At 35.1% G+C, this 22914-nt stretch carries 22 protein-coding genes; 12 read left to right on the forward strand and 10 right to left on the reverse strand.

The features are described 5' to 3' along the window. The first annotated feature begins 66 nt into the window (after positions 1 to 66). Both AR685_RS14855 and AR685_RS14860 read left to right on the forward strand, forming a co-directional pair. Positions 67 to 711, forward strand: coding sequence for an HD domain-containing protein (locus AR685_RS14855; protein ID WP_059125020.1), 645 nt, complete (start codon positions 67 to 69; stop codon positions 709 to 711). Between the two features lie 38 nt (positions 712 to 749). After that, positions 750 to 1346, forward strand: coding sequence for a hypothetical protein (locus AR685_RS14860; RefSeq protein WP_082002061.1), 597 nt, complete (start codon positions 750 to 752; stop codon positions 1344 to 1346). Here the strand turns inward: AR685_RS14860 and AR685_RS14865 are convergent, their stop codons facing one another. From AR685_RS14865 to AR685_RS14905, 9 genes are all read right to left on the reverse strand, one after another. After that, positions 1347 to 1913 (reverse strand): hypothetical protein, encoded by a 567-nt coding sequence (locus tag AR685_RS14865; protein ID WP_059125021.1) that lies wholly within the window; start codon positions 1911 to 1913, stop codon positions 1347 to 1349. Between the two features lie 12 nt (positions 1914 to 1925). Next, positions 1926 to 2816, reverse strand: coding sequence for a DUF72 domain-containing protein (locus AR685_RS14870; protein ID WP_047442395.1), 891 nt, complete (start codon positions 2814 to 2816; stop codon positions 1926 to 1928). Between the two features lie 38 nt (positions 2817 to 2854). After that, a complete protein-coding gene (locus AR685_RS14875) occupies positions 2855 to 3424 on the reverse strand; it encodes a hypothetical protein (RefSeq protein ID WP_059125022.1) in 570 nt (189 codons plus the stop codon). A 36-nt stretch (positions 3425 to 3460) separates the two neighbouring features. Continuing rightward, positions 3461 to 3661 carry a helix-turn-helix transcriptional regulator gene (locus tag AR685_RS14880; protein WP_059125023.1) on the reverse strand — a complete coding sequence of 67 codons (201 nt, stop codon included), beginning with the start codon at positions 3659 to 3661 and terminating at the stop codon, positions 3461 to 3463. Beyond that, positions 3658 to 4107, reverse strand: coding sequence for a hypothetical protein (locus tag AR685_RS14885; protein ID WP_131777637.1), 450 nt, complete (start codon positions 4105 to 4107; stop codon positions 3658 to 3660). The genes AR685_RS14880 and AR685_RS14885 overlap by 4 nt, the downstream gene beginning before the upstream one ends. A gap of 115 nt (positions 4108 to 4222) precedes the next feature. Further along, the gene (locus AR685_RS14890) at positions 4223 to 4831 is read right to left on the reverse strand and encodes a hypothetical protein (protein WP_131777638.1); all 609 of its coding nucleotides are present in this window, start codon (positions 4829 to 4831) and stop codon (positions 4223 to 4225) included. Between the two features lie 130 nt (positions 4832 to 4961). Next, on the reverse strand, positions 4962 to 6620 hold the full coding sequence (locus AR685_RS14895) for a ribonucleoside-diphosphate reductase subunit alpha (RefSeq protein WP_047442391.1): 1659 nt from the start codon (positions 6618 to 6620) through the stop codon (positions 4962 to 4964). 440 nt (positions 6621 to 7060) lie between these two features. Further along, positions 7061 to 7348, reverse strand: a complete 288-nt coding sequence (locus AR685_RS14900; protein ID WP_047442390.1) for a hypothetical protein — start codon at positions 7346 to 7348, stop codon at positions 7061 to 7063. Between the two features lie 275 nt (positions 7349 to 7623). Then, a complete protein-coding gene (locus AR685_RS14905) occupies positions 7624 to 8598 on the reverse strand; it encodes a ribonucleotide-diphosphate reductase subunit beta (protein WP_047442389.1) in 975 nt (324 codons plus the stop codon). A gap of 429 nt (positions 8599 to 9027) precedes the next feature. On the opposite strand from AR685_RS14905, the gene AR685_RS14910 reads away from it, so the two are divergent. The 5 genes from AR685_RS14910 to AR685_RS14925 all read left to right on the forward strand — a co-directional run bounded on the left by AR685_RS14910 (position 9028) and on the right by AR685_RS14925 (position 14414). Next, complete coding sequence (locus AR685_RS14910) at positions 9028 to 9717, forward strand: ABC transporter ATP-binding protein (RefSeq protein WP_047442388.1); 690 nt, start codon at positions 9028 to 9030, stop codon at positions 9715 to 9717. A 172-nt stretch (positions 9718 to 9889) separates the two neighbouring features. Beyond that, positions 9890 to 10123: a four helix bundle protein gene (locus AR685_RS17900; protein ID WP_262483881.1), complete on the forward strand. Its 234-nt coding sequence runs from the start codon at positions 9890 to 9892 to the stop codon at positions 10121 to 10123. A gap of 204 nt (positions 10124 to 10327) precedes the next feature. Then, positions 10328 to 11557, forward strand: coding sequence for an ABC transporter permease (locus AR685_RS14915; RefSeq protein ID WP_059125026.1), 1230 nt, complete (start codon positions 10328 to 10330; stop codon positions 11555 to 11557). 82 nt (positions 11558 to 11639) lie between these two features. Continuing rightward, positions 11640 to 12908: an ABC transporter permease gene (locus AR685_RS14920; protein WP_047442386.1), complete on the forward strand. Its 1269-nt coding sequence runs from the start codon at positions 11640 to 11642 to the stop codon at positions 12906 to 12908. A gap of 309 nt (positions 12909 to 13217) precedes the next feature. Beyond that, a complete protein-coding gene (locus AR685_RS14925) occupies positions 13218 to 14414 on the forward strand; it encodes an efflux RND transporter periplasmic adaptor subunit (RefSeq protein ID WP_047442385.1) in 1197 nt (398 codons plus the stop codon). A 118-nt stretch (positions 14415 to 14532) separates the two neighbouring features. Here AR685_RS14925 and AR685_RS14930 read toward each other — a convergent pair whose 3' ends face one another. Beyond that, positions 14533 to 14826 (reverse strand): hypothetical protein, encoded by a 294-nt coding sequence (locus tag AR685_RS14930; RefSeq protein WP_047442384.1) that lies wholly within the window; start codon positions 14824 to 14826, stop codon positions 14533 to 14535. Positions 14827 to 15103: 277 nt separating this feature from the next. On the opposite strand from AR685_RS14930, the gene glyA reads away from it, so the two are divergent. The 5 genes from glyA (at position 15104) to AR685_RS14955 (ending at position 22911) form a co-directional block, all read left to right on the forward strand. Continuing rightward, positions 15104 to 16369, forward strand: a complete 1266-nt coding sequence (gene glyA / locus AR685_RS14935; protein WP_059125027.1) for a serine hydroxymethyltransferase — start codon at positions 15104 to 15106, stop codon at positions 16367 to 16369. Positions 16370 to 16583: 214 nt separating this feature from the next. Then, on the forward strand, positions 16584 to 17051 hold the full coding sequence (locus tag AR685_RS14940) for a regulatory protein RecX (protein WP_059125028.1): 468 nt from the start codon (positions 16584 to 16586) through the stop codon (positions 17049 to 17051). A gap of 470 nt (positions 17052 to 17521) precedes the next feature. After that, positions 17522 to 19519 (forward strand): polysaccharide biosynthesis protein, encoded by a 1998-nt coding sequence (locus tag AR685_RS14945; RefSeq protein WP_059125029.1) that lies wholly within the window; start codon positions 17522 to 17524, stop codon positions 19517 to 19519. A gap of 176 nt (positions 19520 to 19695) precedes the next feature. Next, a complete protein-coding gene (locus AR685_RS14950; protein WP_059125030.1) occupies positions 19696 to 20505 on the forward strand; it encodes a polysaccharide biosynthesis/export family protein in 810 nt (269 codons plus the stop codon). Positions 20506 to 20529: 24 nt separating this feature from the next. Further along, positions 20530 to 22911 carry a GumC family protein gene (locus tag AR685_RS14955; RefSeq protein ID WP_059125031.1) on the forward strand — a complete coding sequence of 794 codons (2382 nt, stop codon included), beginning with the start codon at positions 20530 to 20532 and terminating at the stop codon, positions 22909 to 22911. Positions 22912 to 22914: the final 3 nt, after the last annotated feature.

The following is a 22914-nucleotide window of genomic DNA, read 5'->3' on the forward strand; positions in this document are numbered from 1 at the left end:
GGGGCAAAAAATTCAAAGAATTTTTGACGGGGTGGTTCTATGGTAATTTTTAATTAAAATCAAACAATGAATAACATCATACAAAACACGGTACAATTTGTAAAAGAAAAACTCGAAGGTGCTGAAGCCGGTCACGATTGGTTTCACATCGAAAGAGTTTGGAAACTTTCAAAGAAAATAGCACAAACTGAAAACTGTAATATTGAAGTGATAGAGCTTTCAGCATTGCTCCATGATATCGCTGATCCCAAGTTTCATAATGGCGATGAGACTTTAGCATTGAAAATCTCAAGAGAATTTCTTGAAGGTCAGAATGCCAACGAAGAAATTATTCAGCAGGTGTTGTTTGTTATTCAGAATATTTCGTTCAAAAATAGAGAGGAGGCGCCGAAAGATCTGCCGATCGAACTAAAAATTGTACAGGATGCGGATCGTATTGATGCGATTGGTGCGATTGGAATAGCAAGAACATTCAATTTCGGAGGTTTTAAAAATAATTTGATGTATCATCCTGAGCTTAAACCTCAGTTGAATATGTCAAAAGAAGAATATAAAAAATCAAACGGAACTACAATTAATCATTTTTACGAAAAACTGTTGTTGCTCAAAAATTTAATGAATACTGAAGAAGGGAAAAAAATAGCAGAAGAAAGACATACATTTATGCTGAATTTCCTCGACCAATTTTATAAAGAGTGGAATGTTGATTAACATTCCTGTAAAACATCTCTATTGATTATCTTTGCAGTATGGGATTTATCATTTCTATCATTTTCTTTTCACTGATTCTTTCGCTTTTCCTTTATAAAGTGAAAACCGGAGAGTTTGCTAAATGGGCAAAAATTTTTCGGATTTTTACGTTGGTATTTTCCATATCGCTTTTTACTTATTGGTTTATCAAAAAAAGTTCGATTGGTATTGTGAGAAATTCTGTTTCATTGCAGGTGATTAATAAGCTTCCACAGCCGCTTGATTTTTATGTAATTAATGTCAATAATCTTGATAAAAGTGGGACTTTTGAGACAAAACATATTGGAAATGTTCGTCCTGAATATTACAGAATTGAACATCTTAAAATGACTAAATCTGACCAATATTGGATTGTAGGATATCTTGGAAAGAAAAATATGGTATACTTTTCCCAGCACGCCGTTCCGAATAAAAATATGGATCAGATTGTTGAAGTTCAAAACTACATTATTCAAAGTGAAAAGCTTGCGGAACAGGCAAAAAAGCATGTCGAAACATACAATTTTGAAAATATGCAGACAGGAATTTGGGTTACTTTGTGCTTTCTCCTGATATTTTTAAATGTTTCTCTGATGTTGAGGAAGAAAGGACTCTGATTATTGATGTATGATTGATAAATGCATCGGATTTTTATCATTCTTATTATTGTAAATAATGATTTCACTTTCTTGTTTATCAATAATTGCAAACGCAGGATTGAATGAATTTCTTGTTGTTTTGGTGAAGTAAATGGTATCCTTAATTATTTTATATTCACCTTTTGATCTTTCAATTCCAAAACAAATACTTTCAAAAGTAAATTTTTCGCTGTCTTTTAATTTTAATCTTGAAGAACAATTTGCTGTACCTTCTGCAGATGCGACTATCCGGTCTGCACCTTCCAATCTGTCAAAATCTATAATCCCATTAGGTCTTATAGTCGTTATTAAGAGACAGAGAGATATACAAATTAACAGTATGTTCCGTGCTTTGTTAGCAAATTTGTCCCTGAAAGAAATGTAAATCTGTCTAATCAGTTCAATCGCTAATATGAAGTAAACAACGAATAAAACTAAAAAAGCAGGAAAAGCCATTAAACCCAAATTACCTTCCCAGTAAAAGGAAGTATTTACAAAAATAAACAGCAGAAATGTAAGCGTAAATTGAAGTGTGTATTTTTTCAAGTACGTTTTTGTTTAAAACAAACTCGGCATATTTTCCTGTCCCATCACCGGAATATGAATATCTGTTTTCCACTCATCATTCATATTTTTAATAAGATAAGAAGAAAGCAGCGGTGAAGCTTTTTCAAGGTTTTGATGAACGAAAAAATACAGATTATGTAAACCTTCTTTCTTCCATTTCGTAAGATGTTTCAACCAGTCATCCAATCGTTCATAATCGCTTTCGTGATTGGCTCCAACGTATCTGATAAAAGCGTTAGGAGTCGTCAGTCTCATATGAAGCATATCTCTTCTTCCGGCGGTGTCGACGATAATGTTTGTAATATTGTTATCTTCAAAAAGCTGGCAGGTTTTATCTAAAATTTCTTCATCAGTAAACCATTCCGTATTTCTGAGTTCGATCGCTAACGGCACTTCTTTGGGCCATTTCGTCACAAACTGTTCCAGTCTTTCGTAATCTTTCGGTTTGAAATTATCATGAAGCTGAAGAAAAACCATTCCCAGTTTTTCATCAAAATTTAAAACGGCTGTTGCAAACTGAGTGACGACATCATCAATATTCAAAAGTCTTCTGAAGTGGGAAACGGTATTGGTAATTTTTGGGAAAAATTTAAAGTCTTTCGGCGTTTTTTCTTTCCACGTTAAAACCTGTTCTGAAGTCGGCATTCCGTAGAAAGTTGCGTTCAATTCAATCGAATTAAACTGTGTCGAATAATATCCCAATTCGTCTTTCGTACCCTTTGGGTAGAAACCTTTCAAATCTGTTTTATTCCATTTTGCGCAACCGATAGAGATATTTTCAAGCCCTTTTTTATTGTGCTTTAAAATTTCTTTGGTTCTCGAATGGTCTTTAGGTAAAGCGAAATCTACTTTTGACGGGTCTTCTACTTGTCCGAATTTCATAACTGTTGATTAGTTTTGGATTATTAAAAATAGTAAATCTAATTAGATTGATAAAGTTTTTCTGCTGATTTGAGATATTTAATCTCAATTTTATTTTTACCGATTCGTGAGAAGAATTGTTTTGGATAAAAAGCATTAATAAGCCATTTTTTCTTTATTTTTTCTTGAAAAACGGTCTTTCCAACCACCAGATTTTTTCTGATATTAAGGTGCTCATTGTTCACAATTTCGTATTGATCACTGTTATTATCGGACTTGTCAAAGCCATACCACACTCCATTTTTCTTTAAAATTATCGGTTTGTAATAAGTTCTTCGATGAACCAATTCACCAATATCGTTTTTGACAAGGTAGATTATAGCGTAATCATAAACAGAATATTGAATTTGATTCATGTGCGTGTAAGAATTAAAAACAAGAGTGTCTGACTTAATCTCTTTATCAAACGACTGTTCCACCTTGTAAACATTTTTGTATTTTAAATAGAAATTGTTTTCAGATTTTACTCTTTCGACGGAAATCTTCTTACCTACGAAAGCATAAATTTTAGATTGAGAATACGATAGCTGTATTATAAAAATTAGTACAACGATAAAGAGTTTTTTCATCAAATTAAAATAAAACTAATTTACTAAAATTTAAACTCAATCCCCATCCTCCAACTCAAAAATATCATCCACCTTCTTCCCGAAATATCTCGCAATCTTCAAAGCCAAAACCGTAGACGGAACGTATTTTCCCGCTTCCATAGCATTGATGGTTTGCCTCGAAACGCTGATTGTTTTCGCTAAATCTTCCTGAGTAATACTTTTTAAAGCTCTCTCAATTTTTATTGTATTTTTCATTTTTTAAGCAGTAAATAATTAAATCTGAAAACATACAAAACCATAGGCAGAAACATAATGAGAATTATGACGGTAAGAAACAGGCTTCCGAAAACGGTAACGAATAAAATAAAAACGATAGAGTAGGAGACAATAAGACTCCAGAAGACGGATTTTAAACGCAGACTTGAAATATATTCATCCTCAATTTTTTCTTTGGAAAATCCCACCAGAATTCCACCGATGATAATTAAAAGACCAAATAAATTCGGAAATAAATCAATTTCTGCATTCTTCAAAAAACCTTGTTCTTCATCATTAAAAAATCCGGAATTGTAGATTACAGGCAAAGAGATTTCAAAATTCATTACTCCCGAAAGAGAAATCAATCCTAAAATTAGCGAAGGAAGAAAAATAAACCATCCAATCATCTTAAAACGGTTTGGCAAAAGTTGTAATCTATTCATGTTGTAAAATTTTATTGAAACAAATGTAAAGAATATTTTACAATATGTAAAGTTTATTTTACTTTTTTTTAAAAAAATAAAAACCACGGCAAATTCCCGTGGTTTTAGTTAATATCTACATAGTATAATTTTCTGTTGTAGTATTAAACACTTTTTCCCAATTATGTTCTCCTCTAAAGATAATATAATTTCCATCCGGAAAAATAACAACTGCAGAATCGCAGGGATATTCCATCTTAAAAAATAGATTTTCTATTGCACCTGAAGTATCATCTATCCAGGTTGTTATATCAAGCCTGTTTTTTAAACCTTTTGTTTCTTTGTAAACAAAATACAGATTAGAATTTGATTTTTTGAATTTTCTGTTGTATGTCCTAATATCATCAATTACAAACTCATTTTTATCGGCATGCTGATTACACGCATCCAAGCCTTGATAGTAATGAATTACGATATTTTTTGTATCAGTTTCTGAAACACTAAGTGATTTTTTTAATTCACTGAATTCTGTGGTTGTAAGTTTTCCTTTGCCTTCATGCTCCACACGAACTTTATACAGAACAGAATCAGTTTCAATGTTTTGAAGACGGTAATTTACTCCACGCTTTTTATAATCTTCTTTTGAAATGATTTCCAGATGATCATTAATGTAAATCTCTATTTTCTGTGAAAATAAAATTTGATTTAAAGTAAGCAGAATTATGGCTGTTAGTAGTTTTTTCACCGTGCTCAAATGTATAAAAAATACTTAAATTTTATTGTTTCTGAAAACAAAAAAACCGCAGAAAAAATCCTGCGGTCATATATTAACAGCCAAAAACATGGCTCTTTTTACTTTTTACTTGTATCTTCTATTAAGCTTCACAAGCCGAACAGCTCACAAAATTCACCATCATTTCCTTAGAAACAGACGAACTTCTTTGGTAATACAAAGTTTTCACACCTTTTTTCCAAGCTTCAATGTAAAGATAATTTACATCCTTCACTGGCATTGTAGATGGAATCTGTAGGTTCAGAGACTGTGCCTGGTCGATGTACTGCTGTCTTTGTGCAGCCTGAGAAATAATCTCCATCGGAGAGATTTCTTTGAAGGTTTTGAACACTGCTTTTTCTTCGTCAGTCAGTTCATTCAGGTGTTGTACAGAACCGTGGTTCAACATAATCGTTCTCCATGTTTCTTCGTTGTCAAGGCCTTTTTCCTCAAGCAATTTGGCAAGATACTTATTCTTACGCATGAAGTTTCCTTTTGCCAAACCAGCTTTGTAATAATTTGAAGCAAATGGCTCGATTCCTGGAGAAGTCTGTCCCAAGATCGCTGAACTTGAAGTGGTAGGAGCAATGGCCATTACCGTTGTATTTCTCATTCCGTAACCTTTCAATAATTCCGGTTCACCGTAAATGTTTGCCAATTCTTTTGATGCAATATCCGCCTGAGCTCTGATGTGTTTGAAAGCTCTTGCATTAAACTGCGTCGCCTCAAAACTCTCAAAAGGGATCATGTTTTTCTGAAGATAAGAGTGGTAACCCAAAACTCCCAAACCAAGCGCTCTGTGACGCATTGCGAAATCTCTTGCTCCCTGAAGGTAATAATTCCCCTCAGTTTTCTCTATAAATTCAGATAATACAGCGTCTAGGAAATAAATAGCCAATTGTACCGCGTTGGTATCTTTCCACTCGTCATACAATTCTAAGTTCATAGAAGAAAGACAGCAGATGAAAGATTCTTGTCTTGTAGACGGAAGCATAATTTCAGAACAAAGATTACTCGCATTAATGGTTAATCCAAGGTCTTTATACACCTGAGGTTTGTTTCTGTTCACATTATCAGTAAAGAAAATGTACGGAAGACCTTTTTGCTGACGACTTTCCAAAACTCTCGCCCAGATTTTACGCTTGTCGGCATCACCGTCGATCATATCCTGCATCCAGTAATCCGGCACACAAATTCCTGTAAACAGGTTCTGAATCGGACTTCCAATGTCTTTAATTGATAAAAATTCTTCTATATCACCGTGGTCAACATCAAGATACGCTGCAAAAGCACCTCTTCTTACACCTCCCTGAGAAACGACATCCATAGAAGTGTCAAACAGCTTCATAAACGAAACTGCTCCCGAAGATTTTCCGTTATCGGTTACCGCAGTTCCTCTGTTACGAAGTTCCCCGAAATATCCTGAAGTTCCGCCACCGATTTTCGTCTGCATGATGACTTCACCCATTTTGTGGGTAATTCCTTCAATGCTGTCAGGAATATGCACGTTGAAACAAGAGATTGGAAGACCTCTCTGCGTTCCCATATTCGCCCACACCGGAGAAGAAAAACTGATCCATCCTTTCATGATCATCTCCTTGAAAGCCGGCTGCAGTTCAGGTTTGTATAATTTTTTTGCCGCAGCAGTCGTGATTCTGTCGATTGCACCGTCTACAGTTTCCCCCTTCAGAAGGTAACCTCTGTTCAGCATTTGCTCAGATTCTTCGTTGAGCCACCAGATATCGCTTTTTTGTTCTTCCATCTTTTTATATTGTAAAATGTACAAGGTACATTGTGTTATTATTTTTTTAGGAGCAGAAAATTTTGTCTTTCTCCTCATTGGTCTACCTGCTTTCGCTACTCGCTTTTTTCTTTTGTCAAGAAAAAAAGCTCAAACATGTCGCTCAATCAGGGCTAGGACGACGTTTTGTTTTTCTTTACTTCTGAATCACGTCATTGCGAGGAACGAAGCAATCTCTCTAAGTTTTGGCTAAAGCCAAATACATTTTATCTTTTTGAAAACGGGCTTTAACCCGTTTCTATTGATGCTTTCCAGTTTGTCATTCCGAGGAACGAGGAATCTCAATTATGTTTATATCAAATTACTTTTTAGAGATTCTTCACTACGCTTTGCTACGTTCAGAATGACATGCCTCTAATACATATGTTTCGACGCTCGCTTCGCTCGCGCCCTTATTTATTTCAAACAGGCTTTAAAAATTCTACTTTATGAGAATCATTAAGTCCGCTCTCGTCTCTTAATCTCTGAAATTCTTTGAAGGACGGAATGTTTAAAACTTCATTCTGAACTTCTTCGCTTTCATAATTTGAAAAATGAACGAACGTAACACCATCTTCTTTTACAAAAACTTTATACTCAAATTTTGTCTGATCTAAATTTTTAAAATCATTCAAAAATTTCTGAATGTTGCTTTTGTTTTCAGAAACAAATTCAGGTTTTACGGTATAACTTACGATTACATTAATCATATTTTTATCTTTTATTCAGTGCGAGGAACTAGGCAGTCTCATTTTTTTTGCAGATGCTTCGATAGGCTCAGCATGACATCTCTAATACTAGCTGTTTTGACGCTCGCTTCGCTCGCTCCCCGACTTGAACGGAGCTCTTTTTGTTATGGTGATTTACAAATAGTTCAAAGATTGCTTCACATTGTTCGCAATGACAACAAAGCATAAATTTTAATAAAGCCTTGAAGTTCTCAGGTGCCCAAATAATCTAAAATCTAAAATTTGAAATTCATAATTTAGAAAAGATCATTCGCCGTAATACTCTTATCATGCTTCGTATAATCCACCGGTCTTTTTGCGAAGAAATCATCCATAGAATTGGCGAAAACTTCCTCTTCAAACCATTTCATCGGACTGTATTGTTCTGCTGTAGTATTGTAACGTTTTTCCATGTTGATTTTGGTTAAACTTTCGTCAACACGGTATTTCATAAAGTTGATCAAATCTTGTTTTGAGAATTTGTCCAATTCGCCCATTTCAAAGATCCAGTCAAGAATTTCTCCTTCAAGCTCGATCGACTGGTCTACCAAAGTGTAAATATCTTCAATATCAGAATCAGTTAAAAGATCCGGCTGCTCTTCACGGATTTTATTGATCAGATAAATTCCGCCGTTCGCATGAATCTGCTCATCAATAGACGTCCACGCAATAATATTGGAAACATTTTTCATGAAACCTTTAAATCTTGTGAACGATAAAATAATCGCAAACTGCGAGAACAAAGACACGTTCTCAATCAGAATACTGAACAGAAGCAAAGAAGAAACGTACTCTTTCGGCGTTGCAGAATTGGCATGTTTCAGCACGTTGGATAAGAAATCAATTCTTTTCTTCAATGCAGGAACTTCTACAACATGAGTAAATTCCTCGTTATATCCTAAAACCTCCAGCAAACGCGAATAGGCTTCAGAATGACGGAATTCACATTCAGCAAAGGTAGATCCTAAACCGTTCAATTCAGGTTTTGGTAAGTGATGATAAAGGTTTCCCCAAAATGACTTTACCGAAACTTCAATCTGAGCAATCGCCAAAAGTGCATTTTTTACCGCATTTTTTTCGTGCGGCTCCAGCTGCGACTGAAAATCCTGAACGTCTGCCGTGAAATCAACTTCTGAGTGTACCCAGAAAGATTTGTTGATCGCTTCTGTAAACTGAAGAACTTCAGGATACTCAAATGGCTTATAGCTTACTCTTTTATCAAAAATTCCCATATTGAATGTAATGTCTTAAAAATTATAAAAATAGATCACTGTGTATAAAACCCGGAAAATGGATAACTTTCTGATTCGTTGTAAGTTGTCTTTTAAACTTACAAACGGAAATTATTATTCATCTCTCGTACCGTGCGAAGCACAAAGTTCGAAAAAAAGAACTGATTTGGAAAGGGGTAAAGACTAATTGGCTGACTTTTAACCGTAAAAGTTTTCCACATTTACATGGAACTCGCTCTGATATTGGTTTAGAGATACTTAACCTGTGGAAATCTAAGTTCTGTGACGATTGAAGTTAAACACTTTGTTTTATTAATTTGATTTTAAGTAAATTATATATTAAACATTAATTTTTTTAAAGTTTTTTTCAAACTTGTAACAAAACCAAAATATATACTACTTATTGGAAATAAAAACAGCAATCACTTAATGTTAGTAATTCAGGATCTACATAAATCATACGATACGGGCAAGAGTAAACTGCACGTTCTCAAAGGTATTAACCTTACTATTGAAGAGGGTGAATTTGTCTCCATTATGGGAAGTTCGGGCTCCGGTAAATCAACTTTGTTGAATATTATCGGGATTCTGGATGAAAAAGACAGTGGTGTTTACAACCTCGATGGAATTCCGATTGAACATCTGAATGAGATAAAAGCTGCGGAATACCGTTCGAAATTTCTTGGCTTTGTTTTTCAGTCTTTTAACCTGATTGGGTATAAAACGGCTTTGGATAATGTTGCATTACCTTTGTATTACCAAAATGTACCGAGAAAAGAACGTAACCAGAGGGCAATGGAATATCTCGAAAAGGTAGGCTTGGCACAATGGGCAACGCATCTTCCGAATGAGCTTTCCGGAGGACAAAAACAAAGGGTTGCTATTGCGAGAGCGTTAATTACAAATCCAAAAGTGGTTTTAGCTGATGAACCGACGGGGGCATTAGATTCTAAAACGACCCATGATATTATGAAGCTTCTTCAGGACATCAACAACGAAGGAAAAACCATCATCGTCGTTACCCACGAACCTGATGTTGCTGCTCAAACCAAAAGAAATGTCGTTTTACGAGACGGAATCATTGAAAGCGATGAGTTTATTAAGCAGATTGTGCTTTAAAGGTAATTGTGAATGGTCAATTTTGCTTCGCAAGTTAATATGAATGCAAGTTTCATAATTTTAAAGTAAACACGAATGAATTTTAAAAAGAGAAAAGATTTTTTTAAATCTCAATCACTATAAACTTGATGTTTATAAATCAGCAAGAGAATTAAGATTTGAATGCTATAAAATATTAAAAGAACTTCCAATAGAGGAGAAGTATAATTTAACAGATCAAATACGAAGAGCATCTACTTCTGTAGTTTTAAATATTTCAGAAGGCTGTTCAGGAAAATCTGAAAATGATAGAAAAAGATATTTTGAAATCGCAAGAGGTTCTGTGATAGAATTAGATTCTTATTTTGATATTATTGTTGAATCTGAATATCTTGTTTTATTTAATTTTAGAAAAAGCAGGAAATAAATTAAACACAACATTCATTCTTTTGAGTGGAATGTTAAAATAGAGAATTGTAAATGGTGAATTTTGCTTTGCAAGTGAGTTTAGCAGAATTTAATTAACAATTGACTCAAAGAAATTAAAATTGACATTGAAAATAATTGACTTGCTAGCAAAATTCACTGCGAAGCAAATTGACTTTTTTTACAAAGTAAAAAAAATAAAATTATGTTTGACCTAGATCGTTGGCAGGAAATATTCAGTTCTATTCGCAGTAATGTATTGCGGACGGTGCTTTCAGGGTTTACCGTGGCGCTGGGGCTTTTCATTTTTATTGTTCTCTTCGGAATCGGTAAGGGCTTACAGAATGCTTTTACAGAAGGTTTTGCAAGAGATGCTCAGAATCTTATTACGATTGTGACGGGCAAAACAACCATTGCTTACAAAGGTTTGCAATCTGACCGTGAGGTAACCATGAATAATGATGATTACGATTTTCTTGTTAATTCAGATAAAGAAAAAGTAGGTTACGCAAGTCCGAGATATACAGCCAATCTGCTGGTGAAATATGGAAAAGAAAGTGGTAACTATCAGATCAACGGGGCAGATACGGAAGAAAAATTTATTGAAAACAGGAAGTTGTTAGATGGAAGGTATCTTTCGCCGAATGATTTGAAAAATAAACAGAATGTAGCGGTAATTGGTAGAATGGTGCAACGGGATTTAATTAAAAACGGAAACCCTGTAGGAAAAGATATCGACATCAATGGTACCATGTTCAAGGTGGTCGGCGTTTTTTCAGATGACGGTGGCGACTGGGATGAAAGGCATATTTCTGTTCCTATTTCAACACTTCAGCAGATGAAAAAAGGATCAGATACGGTGACGACAACTTTTATTGCATACGACGAAAAATTGACACCCGATGAGGCAATCAAATACGGAGATGAACTGAAGGAAAAGCTCAAGTCGAGAAAAAACGTTTCACCTGATGACGAGAACGGTATCCGTGTGTGGAACAATGCCCAAAACATGAGCGATACATTCGTGTTTATGGCGGTTCTTACTGCAATTGTCGGTTTTATTGGGCTCGGAACTTTACTTGCCGGAATTATCGGGATCAGCAACATCATGGTCTATATCGTAAAAGAACGAACAAAAGAAATCGGAGTAAGAAAAGCGATCGGAGCCAAACCCTCAAGTATTGTAGGGTTGATTGTTCAGGAAAGTGTTGTCATTACCGTAGTTTCAGGTCTTGTAGGCGTTGGGGTAGGTATTTTAACCTTACATCTTATCGGTGACAGTCTTGAAGAATACTTTATCAAAAACCCGAGTGTCGGCACTACAGAAATTGTAATGGCCTTTGTAGCATTGGTGCTTTCAGGTTTGATTGCGGGATTTGTTCCGGCCTACAGAGCTTCAAAAATAAAACCGATTGAAGCGTTGAGAACGGAATAATTTAATTTGAAAATTTGATAATGAGTTAATTTGAAAATAAATGACTCATAGCCCATAATTAATAACTTATAACTCAATAAAAGTGAATATTCTATTTAGTAAAGATACATGGCAGGAAATTTATTATTCTTTGAGAAATAATAAGCTTCGTACCTTTCTTACCATGATTGGCGTAGGATGGGGAATGTTTCTCTATGTGAGTCTTCTGGGTGCTGCAAAGGGCATGGAAAATGGTTTTGATAAACTTTTTTCGGGATTTGCAACCAATACCATTTTTCTGTGGGCACAAAATACTTCTATACCTTACGACGGCTTTCCAAAAGGGAGAGAAATGGATCTGCATCTTTCAGATATTGATCTATTGCAACGAAAAGTATCGCAGGTGGATTATATTTCCCCGCAAAATTCGCGTGGTAATTTCGGAACTGCAGGCGAGCAGATGTCAAGAAACGGAAAATATGCTACTTACACACTGACTGGAGATTCACCCATCGGAAATAAAATTTCAGAGAAAAAACTGATCTTCGGAAGATATTTAAATGATGCTGATTTATCTCAAAATAAAAATGTAGCCGTCATCGGAGAAGAGATTTACAAAAACTTTTTTGACGCGAAGAAAAATGAAAATCCACTTGGGAAATCCATTAATGTAAAAGGGGTTTTCTTTAACGTTATCGGGGTTTTCAGGGTGAAAAGAGGCGGCCCCATGGAAAATGACCGAACTGTCTATATTCCGCTTTCTTCTTTTACTAGATTATTCAATAACGGGGATAAAATTGATGTTTTTTCGGTGGTAAGTAAGCCGGATGCTGAGGTAAGTGAAGTGGAAGTAAAAATTAAAGACGTTTTAAAAAATAAAAACAAAGTTTCCCCTGAAGATACCAATGCTTTTGGAAGTTTCAACCTCGGAAAGGAATTTAAAAAATTAACCGGATTTCTAGACGGAATGCAGCTTTTAACCATCATCGTAGGAACTTTAACAATTCTTGCCGGAGTAATTGCCATTTCAAATATCCTTCTGATTACCGTTAAGGAAAGAACCAAAGAAATCGGAATCAGAAGAGCACTAGGGGCTAAACCTTCAGAAGTCCGCAATCAGATTCTGCTTGAAAGCGTAGTAATTACGCTGTCCTCGGGTCTTTTAGGGTTTATTTTCGGAATACTTTTGCTGATGGGATTGGATTTGGCAACGCAAGGTCAGGACGAGTTTCCATTCTACAATCCAACTGTCAATTACGGAAACGTTTTTTCAGCCATGTCTGTAATGGTTTTCTTAGGCCTGATCATCGGAATGATTCCTGCGCAGAGAGCTGTGAAAATACGACCGATAGAGGCGTTGAGATCAGAGTAGGTTGTTAAAGAGTCAGGGTAAAAGTAAAAAAAACCGAAAGGAAGGAATAAGATAAAAGTAAAAAGAGCCAAGTGTGATCTGACGTTTTACGAAGTCTCTTCGAATAAATAATAATTCATGAAAGGACGATCTAAACAAACACAGGGTGAAACCCTGTAATTTGAAAAAGAAATTAACATAAACCCTGAATCGAAAATTAGACGTAGTCAAGGGGCGAAATCAAAGGAAGGGAGAAACCTAATTATATAATTATAAATTGTAGTTAATCACAATTCAATTTAAATAAAAATTAAAAAAAATAAACTATATATGAAAAAGAAGTTCAGCTGGAAGAAAGCGATCTACATCGTCCTCGGAATTATTTTCGCAGGCGTCCTTATCATGGGAATCAGATATCTGGTGAAATCAAATTCTAAGGAAAGTGTAACCTTTTTAACGAGAAAGCCTACCGTTCAGAATATGGATGATAAAGTAATGGCAACAGGGAAAATTGTTCCTAAGGAAGAAATCGAAATCAAACCCAATATTGCAGGCATTATCGATAAAATCTTGGTTGATGAAGGAGATAGGGTAGAAGCAGGTCAGCTGATTGCTACAGTAAAAATCATTCCTAATATTGCTGAGGTAAACAATGCTCAGCAGGAAGTGATGAATTCTCAGCTTCAGATCAGCAATGCAAAGATGAATGTTGAAAATATGCAAAAACAGTTTGCTATGCAGCAAAAACTGTTTAGTCAGGGAGTGATTTCAAAACAGGAATATTTAAATTCTCAGCAGCAGTTGTTTGCTCAACAACAGGGTTTGAAAAACGCCAATCAGCAGCTTCAGACTGCGCAAAAAAGATTACAGATTGTAAAGACAGGGGCAACTCCTGAATTGCAGGGGCTGGCAACGACTCAGATTCGTTCAAAAGCTTCAGGAACCGTTCTTGAAGTCCCTGTAAAAGTGGGAAGTCAGGTGATTGAAGCCAACTCTTTCAACGCAGGAACTACTATCTGTTCGATTGCGGATCTTAATTCATTGATTTTCCAAGGGGAAATTGATGAGGCGCAAGCCGGAAAACTGAAGCAGGGAATGGATATGAACATCGTGATCGGAGCGTTGCAGAATAAATCTTTCCCTGGAAGGCTGACGATGATCGCTCCAAAAGGAAAAGATACCAATGGAACCATAAAATTCCCGGTTGAAGGTGATGTTGATAATCCAAACAATGAGTACATCAGAGCAGGATTTTCAGCAAACGGAGAGATTGTGATGAGTTCTCAGAAAAACGCTTTGTTGTTGGATGAATCTTTGATTCAGTACGAAAAAGTCGGTGGCAAAGACAAGTCTTTTGTTGAGGTAAAACAGAAGGATGGGAAATTCAAAAAAGTCTTTGTAAAATTAGGAGCGAGTGACGGTATCAATGTTCAGATTCTATCAGGAATTGACAAAAATGCCGAAGTAAAAGTCTGGAATCCTTCTGATAAAGATAAAGAAGAATTAAAGGAGAAAGCGAAGAAATAGTTTTTTTAGTTTAATTTGAAAAGCAAAAGTCCCGGATATTCTGGGACTTTTTTTATTAAATACGTAAACCGGATAAATTATTTTCCTAAGTTTTCTTTAACCGAAACTCAGTTGAGAACTAGCTCAAAAACTTAATTTCTTTATCCTTAAATTTATTTTTCACCACCAATTTATTCATTGTTTTCAACATTTGTCGGCGAAGTTTGGCTAATTTTCTCACGTTTTTATCTTCGCTGTAATCAAAAATATTATCCTTGAAACTGAATGTGTCACCATCTTTGAACGTGATGTTATTTTTTTTCAACTCACGCTGTATCATAAGATTGGTCATGCTTTTTAGGATTAAATATTCAGATTTACCAAGAGATTTTAAAGAATTGAGCAATTGTTTTTTGTATTTTTTCTTTCCCATAATTCAGACTATTTTTTCCTTTTTAAGATTTGTTCAAATATATATTTTTCTTAAGAAACTTTTTAAAATTAGTCAAAATTTATTCTTCATTCTCTACAAAACACAATCTTAACGAATTTTAAGAATTCCCCTTACTGTGATTGAGAAGCAAATTTCTTTGAAATACCTTTTAAATGCTGAATGATTAATCAATTATAAATTAATGGGTTGATTGATAACGAATAATTCTCTGAAATTCCGTATTTTTGACACTCAAAATCTAAAAATCTAAAAGTAAATGGACATTATTTTTGACCTTATCGAAAAAGAAAGAGAAAGACAATCCCACGGATTAGAGCTGATTGCTTCAGAAAACTTTGTTTCTGAAAACGTAATGAAAGCCATGGGAAGTGTATTGACTAATAAATATGCAGAAGGATACCCCGGAAAAAGATATTACGGAGGTTGTGAAGTGGTAGATGAGGTTGAGACGTTGGCAATCGAAAGAGCAAAACAGCTTTTCGGGGTCGACTATGTAAATGTTCAGCCACATTCTGGTTCTCAGGCAAATGCTGCAATTTATCTGGCAGTTTTAAAACCGGGAGACAAAATCATGGGGATGGATCTTTCGATGGGTGGTCACCTTACTCACGGTTCTGCGGTGAATTTCTCAGGAATTCAGTATGATGTAGTTTCCTACGGGGTGCAGCAGGAGACAGGTTTGATTGATTATGATCAGATGAGAGAAGTGGCATTGAGAGAAAGACCCAAAATGTTAATTGCAGGATTTTCAGCATACTCAAGAGATTTAGATTATGCGAAATTCAGAGAAGTTGCAGACGAGATCGGCGCTACACTTTGGGCAGATATTGCACACCCTGCAGGTTTGGTAGCAAAAGGTCTTTTAAATAATCCATTCGAACATTGCCATGTAGTGACAACAACAACTCACAAGACTTTGAGAGGTCCAAGAGGGGGAATGATCATGATGGGGAAAGATTTTGAAAATACGTATGGACACAAAACTCCAAAAGGAGAAATCAAGCAGATGAGTCAGGTTTTAGACGGAGCAGTATTCCCGGGAATACAGGGTGGTCCTCTGGAGCACGTTATCGGTGCAAAAGCTGTAGCATTTGCTGAAGCGATTGATGATCAGTTCTTGACGTATGCTAAGCAGGTGCAATCTAATGCTCAGGCTTTATCCAAAGCAATGGTCGGGTTAGGTTTTGACATTGTAAGCGGTGGAACAGATAATCACCTAATGCTGGTTGACCTTAGAAATAAGGGCGTAAACGGAAAAGAAACTGAAAAAGCTTTGGTAAAAGCGGATATTACTTGTAATAAAAATATGGTTCCTTTTGATGATAAATCTCCGTTTACCACTTCTGGGATCAGATTGGGAACTGCAGCAATCACCACAAGAGGTCTTAAAGAAAATGATATGAATACAATCGCAGAGTTAATTTCTGAAGTGGTTGATAATATCAAAAACGAAGAAGTAATTTCTGGTGTAAGAAAAAAAGTAAACGGATTGATGGAAGGCAAAGCTTTGTTCAACTATTAATAGGCTTTTGGCAGGATCTTTCGCACTTAGAAAAGTTCAGTGAGAAAGGTTTTTGCTTTAAATAGATAATAAAGAGGCGCAAATTATTTTGCACCTCTTTTTTGCAAATTGTAATTTTGAACTATCAACTATCAACTATCAACTATCAACTATCAACTATCAACTATCAACTATCAACTATCAACTATCAACTATCAACTATCAACTATCAACCATGCAGCCGGAAAAAAAACTTTTCACTTTTGAAGAAACCAAACAGAAACTGGTTAATTATTGCGTATATCAGGATCGCTGTCATGCTGAAGTTGAGCAGAAAATGAGAGAATTTGTGTTGATTCCCGAGGCGAAGGAAGAAATTATTCTGTATTTGTTAAAAGAAAATTATCTGAATGAAGAACGGTTTACCCGAAGTTACATTCGTGGGAAATTTAATATCAAACATTGGGGGAAAACAAAAATCAAGATGCATCTGAAGCAGAAAGGCATTACAGAAAAGTTAATAACCCGTTGCTATGACGAAATTGATGAAGATGATTACATTAAAACAATCCAAAGGTTATACGAAAATTATGAATCTAGACTAACGGGTTTGAAAGATTATCAAAAAAAATCAAAAACGATTAAATATCTTTTAGGCAGAGGTTTTGAGTATGAGAATATTTTGCAGGTGCTTGATCATTAACACAAGAATTATTTAAGAAAGGTAAAACTTTACAACTGCCATTAGAAATTCTCATTCAGTTTATGCTAACTATCTCATTTTATATTGTACATCATTTTTAAGCTGTCATCTTGAGCCCATCAAACGAACTGTCATCCTAAGCCTGTCGAAGGAGGTGCCTGGGAAATTTTTTATTAAGTTCTAAGGCAAAGCTGATTTTTTTAGTAAAATAAGATTTCGGCGCAGTTTTTGCAATCAAAAATTTTCAGGAAAACTCATTTTTACAATAATCTTTATCATAATGAGAATTATGTGTAAATAAAGTGTAACTTTTTAATTATTGTAAATTATTGAGAAGCATATATTTACATGATGATAATATTAAATTTTGTTATCATAGTATACACATAATAATTCTCTGTGATAAGTCATTTTTTTATAAAAATAATATGATTACCTTTGCCAAATATAACAAAACACCAAAATGTTGAATGAAAAAGCTTAGTGACGCTTTTAATGCTCTCTATAATGGGGATAATATTCTAAAACTAACAGAATTAAGATATATCCCTAGATGGATAGTTATTATTATCGATATTTCCATTATTTTAATGTCAATATTTTTGTCGTATGTTTTTTTGGAAGAACTCCATGTACAGGTGAATTTTCCAGCTCATCGTTGGGAAAAAAGAATGTTTCTTATTGCGGTTAATCTGCTGTTTATGTTTGTTTTTAAGACCTATGCGGGGATTATCAGGCATTCTACTTTTTTTGATTTTTTTAAAATTATTCTTGCATCTGGAAGTACGTTGTTTACGTTGATTCTCATTAGCTTTTTATTTGAGATTTTTGCAGGTAAGCCATTGTATTTATATCCATCTCTTTTTCTTTACTTTTTCGTGTCTGTGTCAATGATGTTTTTTTTCAGAATGCTCATTAAGCAGGTTTTTAATCTTTTAATCGATTATAAAGGGTCTTCTTCAAAAACCAAGGTGGCGGTTGTTGGGGTGGGAGACGCTTCTGTGTCTTTGGCCAGAGCTATTCTTCATAATCCCAATTACCCGTATCGTTTAGCTGGGTTTCTTACAAAAAGGTCAGATTCTAATAAAGCGGTGTTGCTCGGACATAAAATTTATAATATCGATTATTTTTTTCATAACCCAAATATTATCAGCCAGTTTGATGCGGTATTGATTATTAAAGAGATCATGTCAAAACATGAGCTTGAAGAGTGGATGACCTTGGCATTAGATAATGGTTTAAAAGTACTGAAGGCTCCTACCGTAAGTAAGATGAGGGATTCTGATTTAGTGGGGGGGATTCGTCAGCTTCAGATTGAAGATTTACTGAACAGAAAACCTATTAAAATTGAGAATACAGATGTTATTATCAGACATGCTGAAAAAAATATTTTAGTAACGGGGGGTGCGGGTTCTATTGGAAGTGAAATTGTAAGGCAGGTGGCACAATTCAGCCCTTCTCTTATTGTTGTTTTAGATCAGGCAGAGTCTCCGTTGTATGAATTGGAACTGGAATTACTAGAGAAATTTCCGGAACAGAAATTCAAGTTTGTGCTTGCGGATATTTCCAATATTTACAGATTAGAAAAATTATTTGAGATCTATCAGTTTTCAATGGTGTACCATGCTGCTGCGTATAAGCATGTTCCCTTAATTGAAGAAAACCCACATGAAGCTATTTTTGTGAATGTTTTGGGAACAAGGAATGTGGCTTTGCTTTCAAAAAAATATAAGGTCAACAGGTTTGTTATGGTTTCTACAGATAAGGCTGTGAATCCTACCAATGTGATGGGAGCCTCAAAAAGAACCGCTGAATTATTCGTGCAGTCCTTGCAGAATTCTGAAGGGAATATCACGAAATTTATTACGACCCGTTTTGGGAATGTATTAGGATCCAATGGTTCGGTGATTCCTCATTTCAAAAAGCAGATAGAAAAAGGAGGTCCTGTTACGATTACCCATCCTGATATTATCAGATATTTCATGACGATTCCGGAAGCTTGTGAGCTGGTTCTTCAGGCGGGAACAATGGGAGGGGGTGGTGAGATCTATGTGTTTGATATGGGAGATCCTGTCAAGATTTTAGATTTAGCGAAGAGAATGATTAAATTGTCAGGTTTCACACCTGATTTGGATATTAAAATTAAATTCATAGGATTGCGTCCTGGTGAGAAGTTATATGAGGAATTGTTGAGCAATGATGCCAAAACAGTTCCTACACATCATGAGAAAATCATGATCTCTAAAGATCCTACGGTGATTTTTGAAGAGATTGAGGAATTATTCGCCCAAATTATCAAATCGGCGGTAAAACGCGATAAAGTGGAGGTGGTTACTTTATTGAAAAAGATTGTTCCTGAATTTATCAGCAACAATTCTGAATATGAAAGCTTAGATAAAAAGCAGTCAGACGGATCAGAAAATGTAAATTTAGAGGTACAGAATACTATAGAGTCAATGTCATCCTGAGTCTGTCGAAATGAATTGTCATCCTGAGCCTGTCGAAGGAACCGTCGGAAGAAATTAATTTTGGTGAAATGTAAACAGGCTCTTAAATAAAGCCCCTATAATTAAATTAAAAAAGAATATAAAACGAACAAATTTTGAAGAATAATAATCCTATTTTTGTGAAAAATTTATTAAGAATGAATTTAAAAAAATACTGCATATACGGAGTTCTGTCTTTAGCCGTATTCTCCTGTACACCTAGGCAGGAGATCAATTATATGACGGATATTGAAAACATAGCGTTAGATAATTCTATAAAAAACAGCAGGAGTACTTTACAGCCCGGTGATCAATTAATTATCATGGTAACGGCTAAAGATATGGACGTTGTACAGCCATTCAACCAAAATTACTCGTCAAGCGCCACGATTACTCAGTATTCTTCACCGAGTTCTAACAACCTTCCGCAACAAGTACCTGTTTCTGGACCCACATATATTGTAGATACAGACGGCAATATCACTTTCCCGCAAATTGGAATGGTGAGTACAAAAGAGGAAAATATTGAGAGTATGAAAATTAAATTGATTGATTTAATTTCTCAGTATGTAAAGAGCCCTGTAGTGGATGTAAAATTAGTCAACTTTAAGGTTTCAGTATTGGGCGAGGTTAATAGACCTGGAACGTACGTAATCCCTGATGGAGGGACAACATTATTGGGAGCATTAGGTTTGGCTGGAGATTCAACGCCTTTTGGGGTGAGAAGCAATGTGTTGATTGTTAGAAATATTGACGGACAAATTACGAAAGGAAGGGTAGATTTGTCAAGTGCTCAGTTTATCAATTCACCGTATTATTATCTGAAGCAAAATGATATCGTCTATGTGCAGCCTAATGCAAACAGAGAAAAATCAGCAAGAGTAGATCCAAATACAGGCTTGTACATTTCGGTAGCATCTGTAATTGCCTCATTGGTCATAGGAGTTCTGGCGCTTACAAAAAATTAATACTATCAATAATCATTTTTTATAGTGGATTATAACCAAACACAGGAAGAGACTCAAGAAGAATCTCTAAATATCAGAGAAATTTTAAAACCTTACATTCACCGTTGGTATTGGTTTATTGTAGGTGCAATTGCAGCAGTTATTATAGCATGGTTCTTTTTAAGATACAGTATTCCTGTATACAATACAGAGTCAACCTTACTGATAAAAGAAGTGAAGAAATCTTCTGCCGGTCAGCCTGAATTGTCTGTAATATCAGAATTGAGTGGTATCGGCGGGATGGGGACTAGTTCTGTCGATAATGAAATAGAAATCTTAAAATCTAAAAAATTGATGCTTTCTGTAGTAAAAGAGAAAGCATTGGAAACCAATATTTACTCTAAGGGAAAAATAAAAGAAACAGAATTATATAAAGATACATCTCCCTTTCTTGTAAGAATAATAAGTGAAAACATAAAAGCCAAATATCCAAAAAAGGAAGTTTTGGCTAAGGTAAATGGAAATAAAATAGTCGTAAAATCGGAGGATTTTCACAACAATATAGAGACCGAGTTTAATAAATCTGTAACAATGCCTTTTGGTGTCATCATGTTTCAGAAGAATGTTGACTATAAAACAAATATTAGAAACAAAGAAGGCAGTGAGTTTAGATTGCAGTTTATGTCTGGGATGGACAGAGCCAGATATTATTTGACTAAACTCAATGTAAGTTTAGTGCAGAAAGAAGCTACGGTTCTTAAAATAACAATGAATGATCCGGTTCCGGAAAAAGCAGTGGATATTATCAACGGATTGGCAGTAAATTATAACCGGGAAGCTATTCTAGACAAAAATTCTGAGGCACAGAAAACAGCTAGTTTTATTGATGAAAGAATTAGGCTGATCAGCAAAGAACTTGGAACAGTAGAGACAGAGAAGGAAGACTTTAAGCTTCGAAATAATATTGCGGATATTCAGACAGAAGCAGAATTGTCTTTGCAAACTGTAATGAGTGGTCGCCAAAAGCAATTGGAAAATGAGTCCCAGCTTGAATTGGTAAATGGTTTGTTGAATTCGGTAACCCGACAGGGAACATACCAGGTTTTACCACTTAATGTAGGACTCTCAGATCCTGGAATTGTTTCTAATATTGCCACGTATAACCAGTTGGTGATTGATAGAAACAGGTTACTCGAGAGTTCAACCATAGCAAACCCTGTTGTTCAGAATATAAGCAGTCAGATTAACAGCATGAGAAGTTCTGTTATTCAAAGTCTGCAGAAAAGTAGATCTGCATTACAAATTTCAAAAAGTATAATTCTGAGCGAACAAAACAGATTATCTGGAAGAATATCGAAAATTCCTGTACAGGAAAAATTGTTCAGAAGTATTGAAAGACAGCAGAATATTAAAGAGCAGCTATATCTTTTATTATTACAAAAGCGCGAGGAAGCCGCAATTTCATTAGCTATTGCGGCTCCTAAAGCAAGAATTGTGGATGATGCTTTGACCAATCCTGTTCCTGTTTCTCCAAAAAAAATGATTATATATCTAGGAGCCCTTCTTGTTGGATTGTTAATTCCTTTTGTTATCATTTATCTTTTAGAACTATTCAACAATAAAATTAAGAGTAAGCAAGACTTAGAAAATCTTCTTAGTGGTGCTGCTGTTCTGGGAGAGCTTCCATCCTTGGAAAAAGGAGAGCCTGAAATTGTACAGCTTAATGATTTATCACCTTTAGCAGAATCGTTCAGAATTTTAATTACCAATATAAATTTTATGTTGCCTAAGAACAAAAAGGGACATGTTGTTTTTGTGACTTCTACAGTGAAGGGAGAAGGGAAAACGTTTACTTCAGTAAATTTGGCGTTGACATTGGCTACTCCTCGAAAAAAAGTGGTGATTATCGGCTCCGATATTCGTAATCCCCAATTACAAAGATATAATGAGGGTAGAAGAGGCTTAGTTGGTCTTTCAGAATTTATGTACGATGACGAGCTGGAGCTATCTGACATCCTACATCCGACTTCGTTTAATCCATTTTGCGATGTGATTTATTCGGGTGCAATTACACCCAATCCTACAGAATTGCTGTCAAATGGAAGATATCATGAATTGATCGAAAGTCTTAAACCTTTATACGATTATATTATTCTAGATACAGCTCCACTAATGTTGGTGACAGATTCTTTCTTATTCTCAGATGTTGCTGATGTAACGGTTTATGTGACCAGATCAGGATATACAGAAAAAGAATTGATCAGCTTTATCAACAAGCAAATTAGAGAAAAGAAAATTAAAAATGTAGGTTTGGTGTTGAACGATGTTAGTAAAATGAACAGTGGATACGGATACGGCTATAAATATGGATATGGTTATGGTGTAGATTCTAAAAAATCATGGTGGAGAAAAATGCTTAAATCATAAATA

The sequence above is a fragment of the Chryseobacterium sp. JAH genome, from assembly GCF_001507335.1.
Lineage (GTDB): Bacteria > Bacteroidota > Bacteroidia > Flavobacteriales > Weeksellaceae > Chryseobacterium.

What these genes read in the sequence shown, in the direction of transcription:
- AR685_RS14855 (WP_059125020.1), top strand. Translation starts at nt 67, where the DNA reads ATGAATAACATCATACAAAACACGGTACAATTTGTAAAAGAAAAACTC.
- glyA (WP_059125027.1), top strand. Translation starts at nt 15,104, where the DNA reads ATGGACATTATTTTTGACCTTATCGAAAAAGAAAGAGAAAGACAATCC.
- AR685_RS14930 (WP_047442384.1), bottom strand. Translation starts at nt 14,826, where the DNA reads ATGGGAAAGAAAAAATACAAAAAACAATTGCTCAATTCTTTAAAATCT.
- AR685_RS14870 (WP_047442395.1), bottom strand. Translation starts at nt 2,816, where the DNA reads ATGAAATTCGGACAAGTAGAAGACCCGTCAAAAGTAGATTTCGCTTTA.
- AR685_RS14905 (WP_047442389.1), bottom strand. Translation starts at nt 8,598, where the DNA reads ATGGGAATTTTTGATAAAAGAGTAAGCTATAAGCCATTTGAGTATCCT.
- AR685_RS14940 (WP_059125028.1), top strand. Translation starts at nt 16,584, where the DNA reads ATGCAGCCGGAAAAAAAACTTTTCACTTTTGAAGAAACCAAACAGAAA.
- AR685_RS14875 (WP_059125022.1), bottom strand. Translation starts at nt 3,424, where the DNA reads ATGAAAAAACTCTTTATCGTTGTACTAATTTTTATAATACAGCTATCG.
- AR685_RS14895 (WP_047442391.1), bottom strand. Translation starts at nt 6,620, where the DNA reads ATGGAAGAACAAAAAAGCGATATCTGGTGGCTCAACGAAGAATCTGAG.
- AR685_RS14915 (WP_059125026.1), top strand. Translation starts at nt 10,328, where the DNA reads ATGTTTGACCTAGATCGTTGGCAGGAAATATTCAGTTCTATTCGCAGT.
- AR685_RS14925 (WP_047442385.1), top strand. Translation starts at nt 13,218, where the DNA reads ATGAAAAAGAAGTTCAGCTGGAAGAAAGCGATCTACATCGTCCTCGGA.
- AR685_RS14910 (WP_047442388.1), top strand. Translation starts at nt 9,028, where the DNA reads ATGTTAGTAATTCAGGATCTACATAAATCATACGATACGGGCAAGAGT.
- AR685_RS14950 (WP_059125030.1), top strand. Translation starts at nt 19,696, where the DNA reads ATGAATTTAAAAAAATACTGCATATACGGAGTTCTGTCTTTAGCCGTA.
- AR685_RS14880 (WP_059125023.1), bottom strand. Translation starts at nt 3,661, where the DNA reads ATGAAAAATACAATAAAAATTGAGAGAGCTTTAAAAAGTATTACTCAG.
- AR685_RS14885 (WP_131777637.1), bottom strand. Translation starts at nt 4,107, where the DNA reads ATGAATAGATTACAACTTTTGCCAAACCGTTTTAAGATGATTGGATGG.
- AR685_RS14860 (WP_082002061.1), top strand. Translation starts at nt 750, where the DNA reads ATGGGATTTATCATTTCTATCATTTTCTTTTCACTGATTCTTTCGCTT.
- AR685_RS14900 (WP_047442390.1), bottom strand. Translation starts at nt 7,348, where the DNA reads ATGATTAATGTAATCGTAAGTTATACCGTAAAACCTGAATTTGTTTCT.
- AR685_RS14945 (WP_059125029.1), top strand. Translation starts at nt 17,522, where the DNA reads ATGAAAAAGCTTAGTGACGCTTTTAATGCTCTCTATAATGGGGATAAT.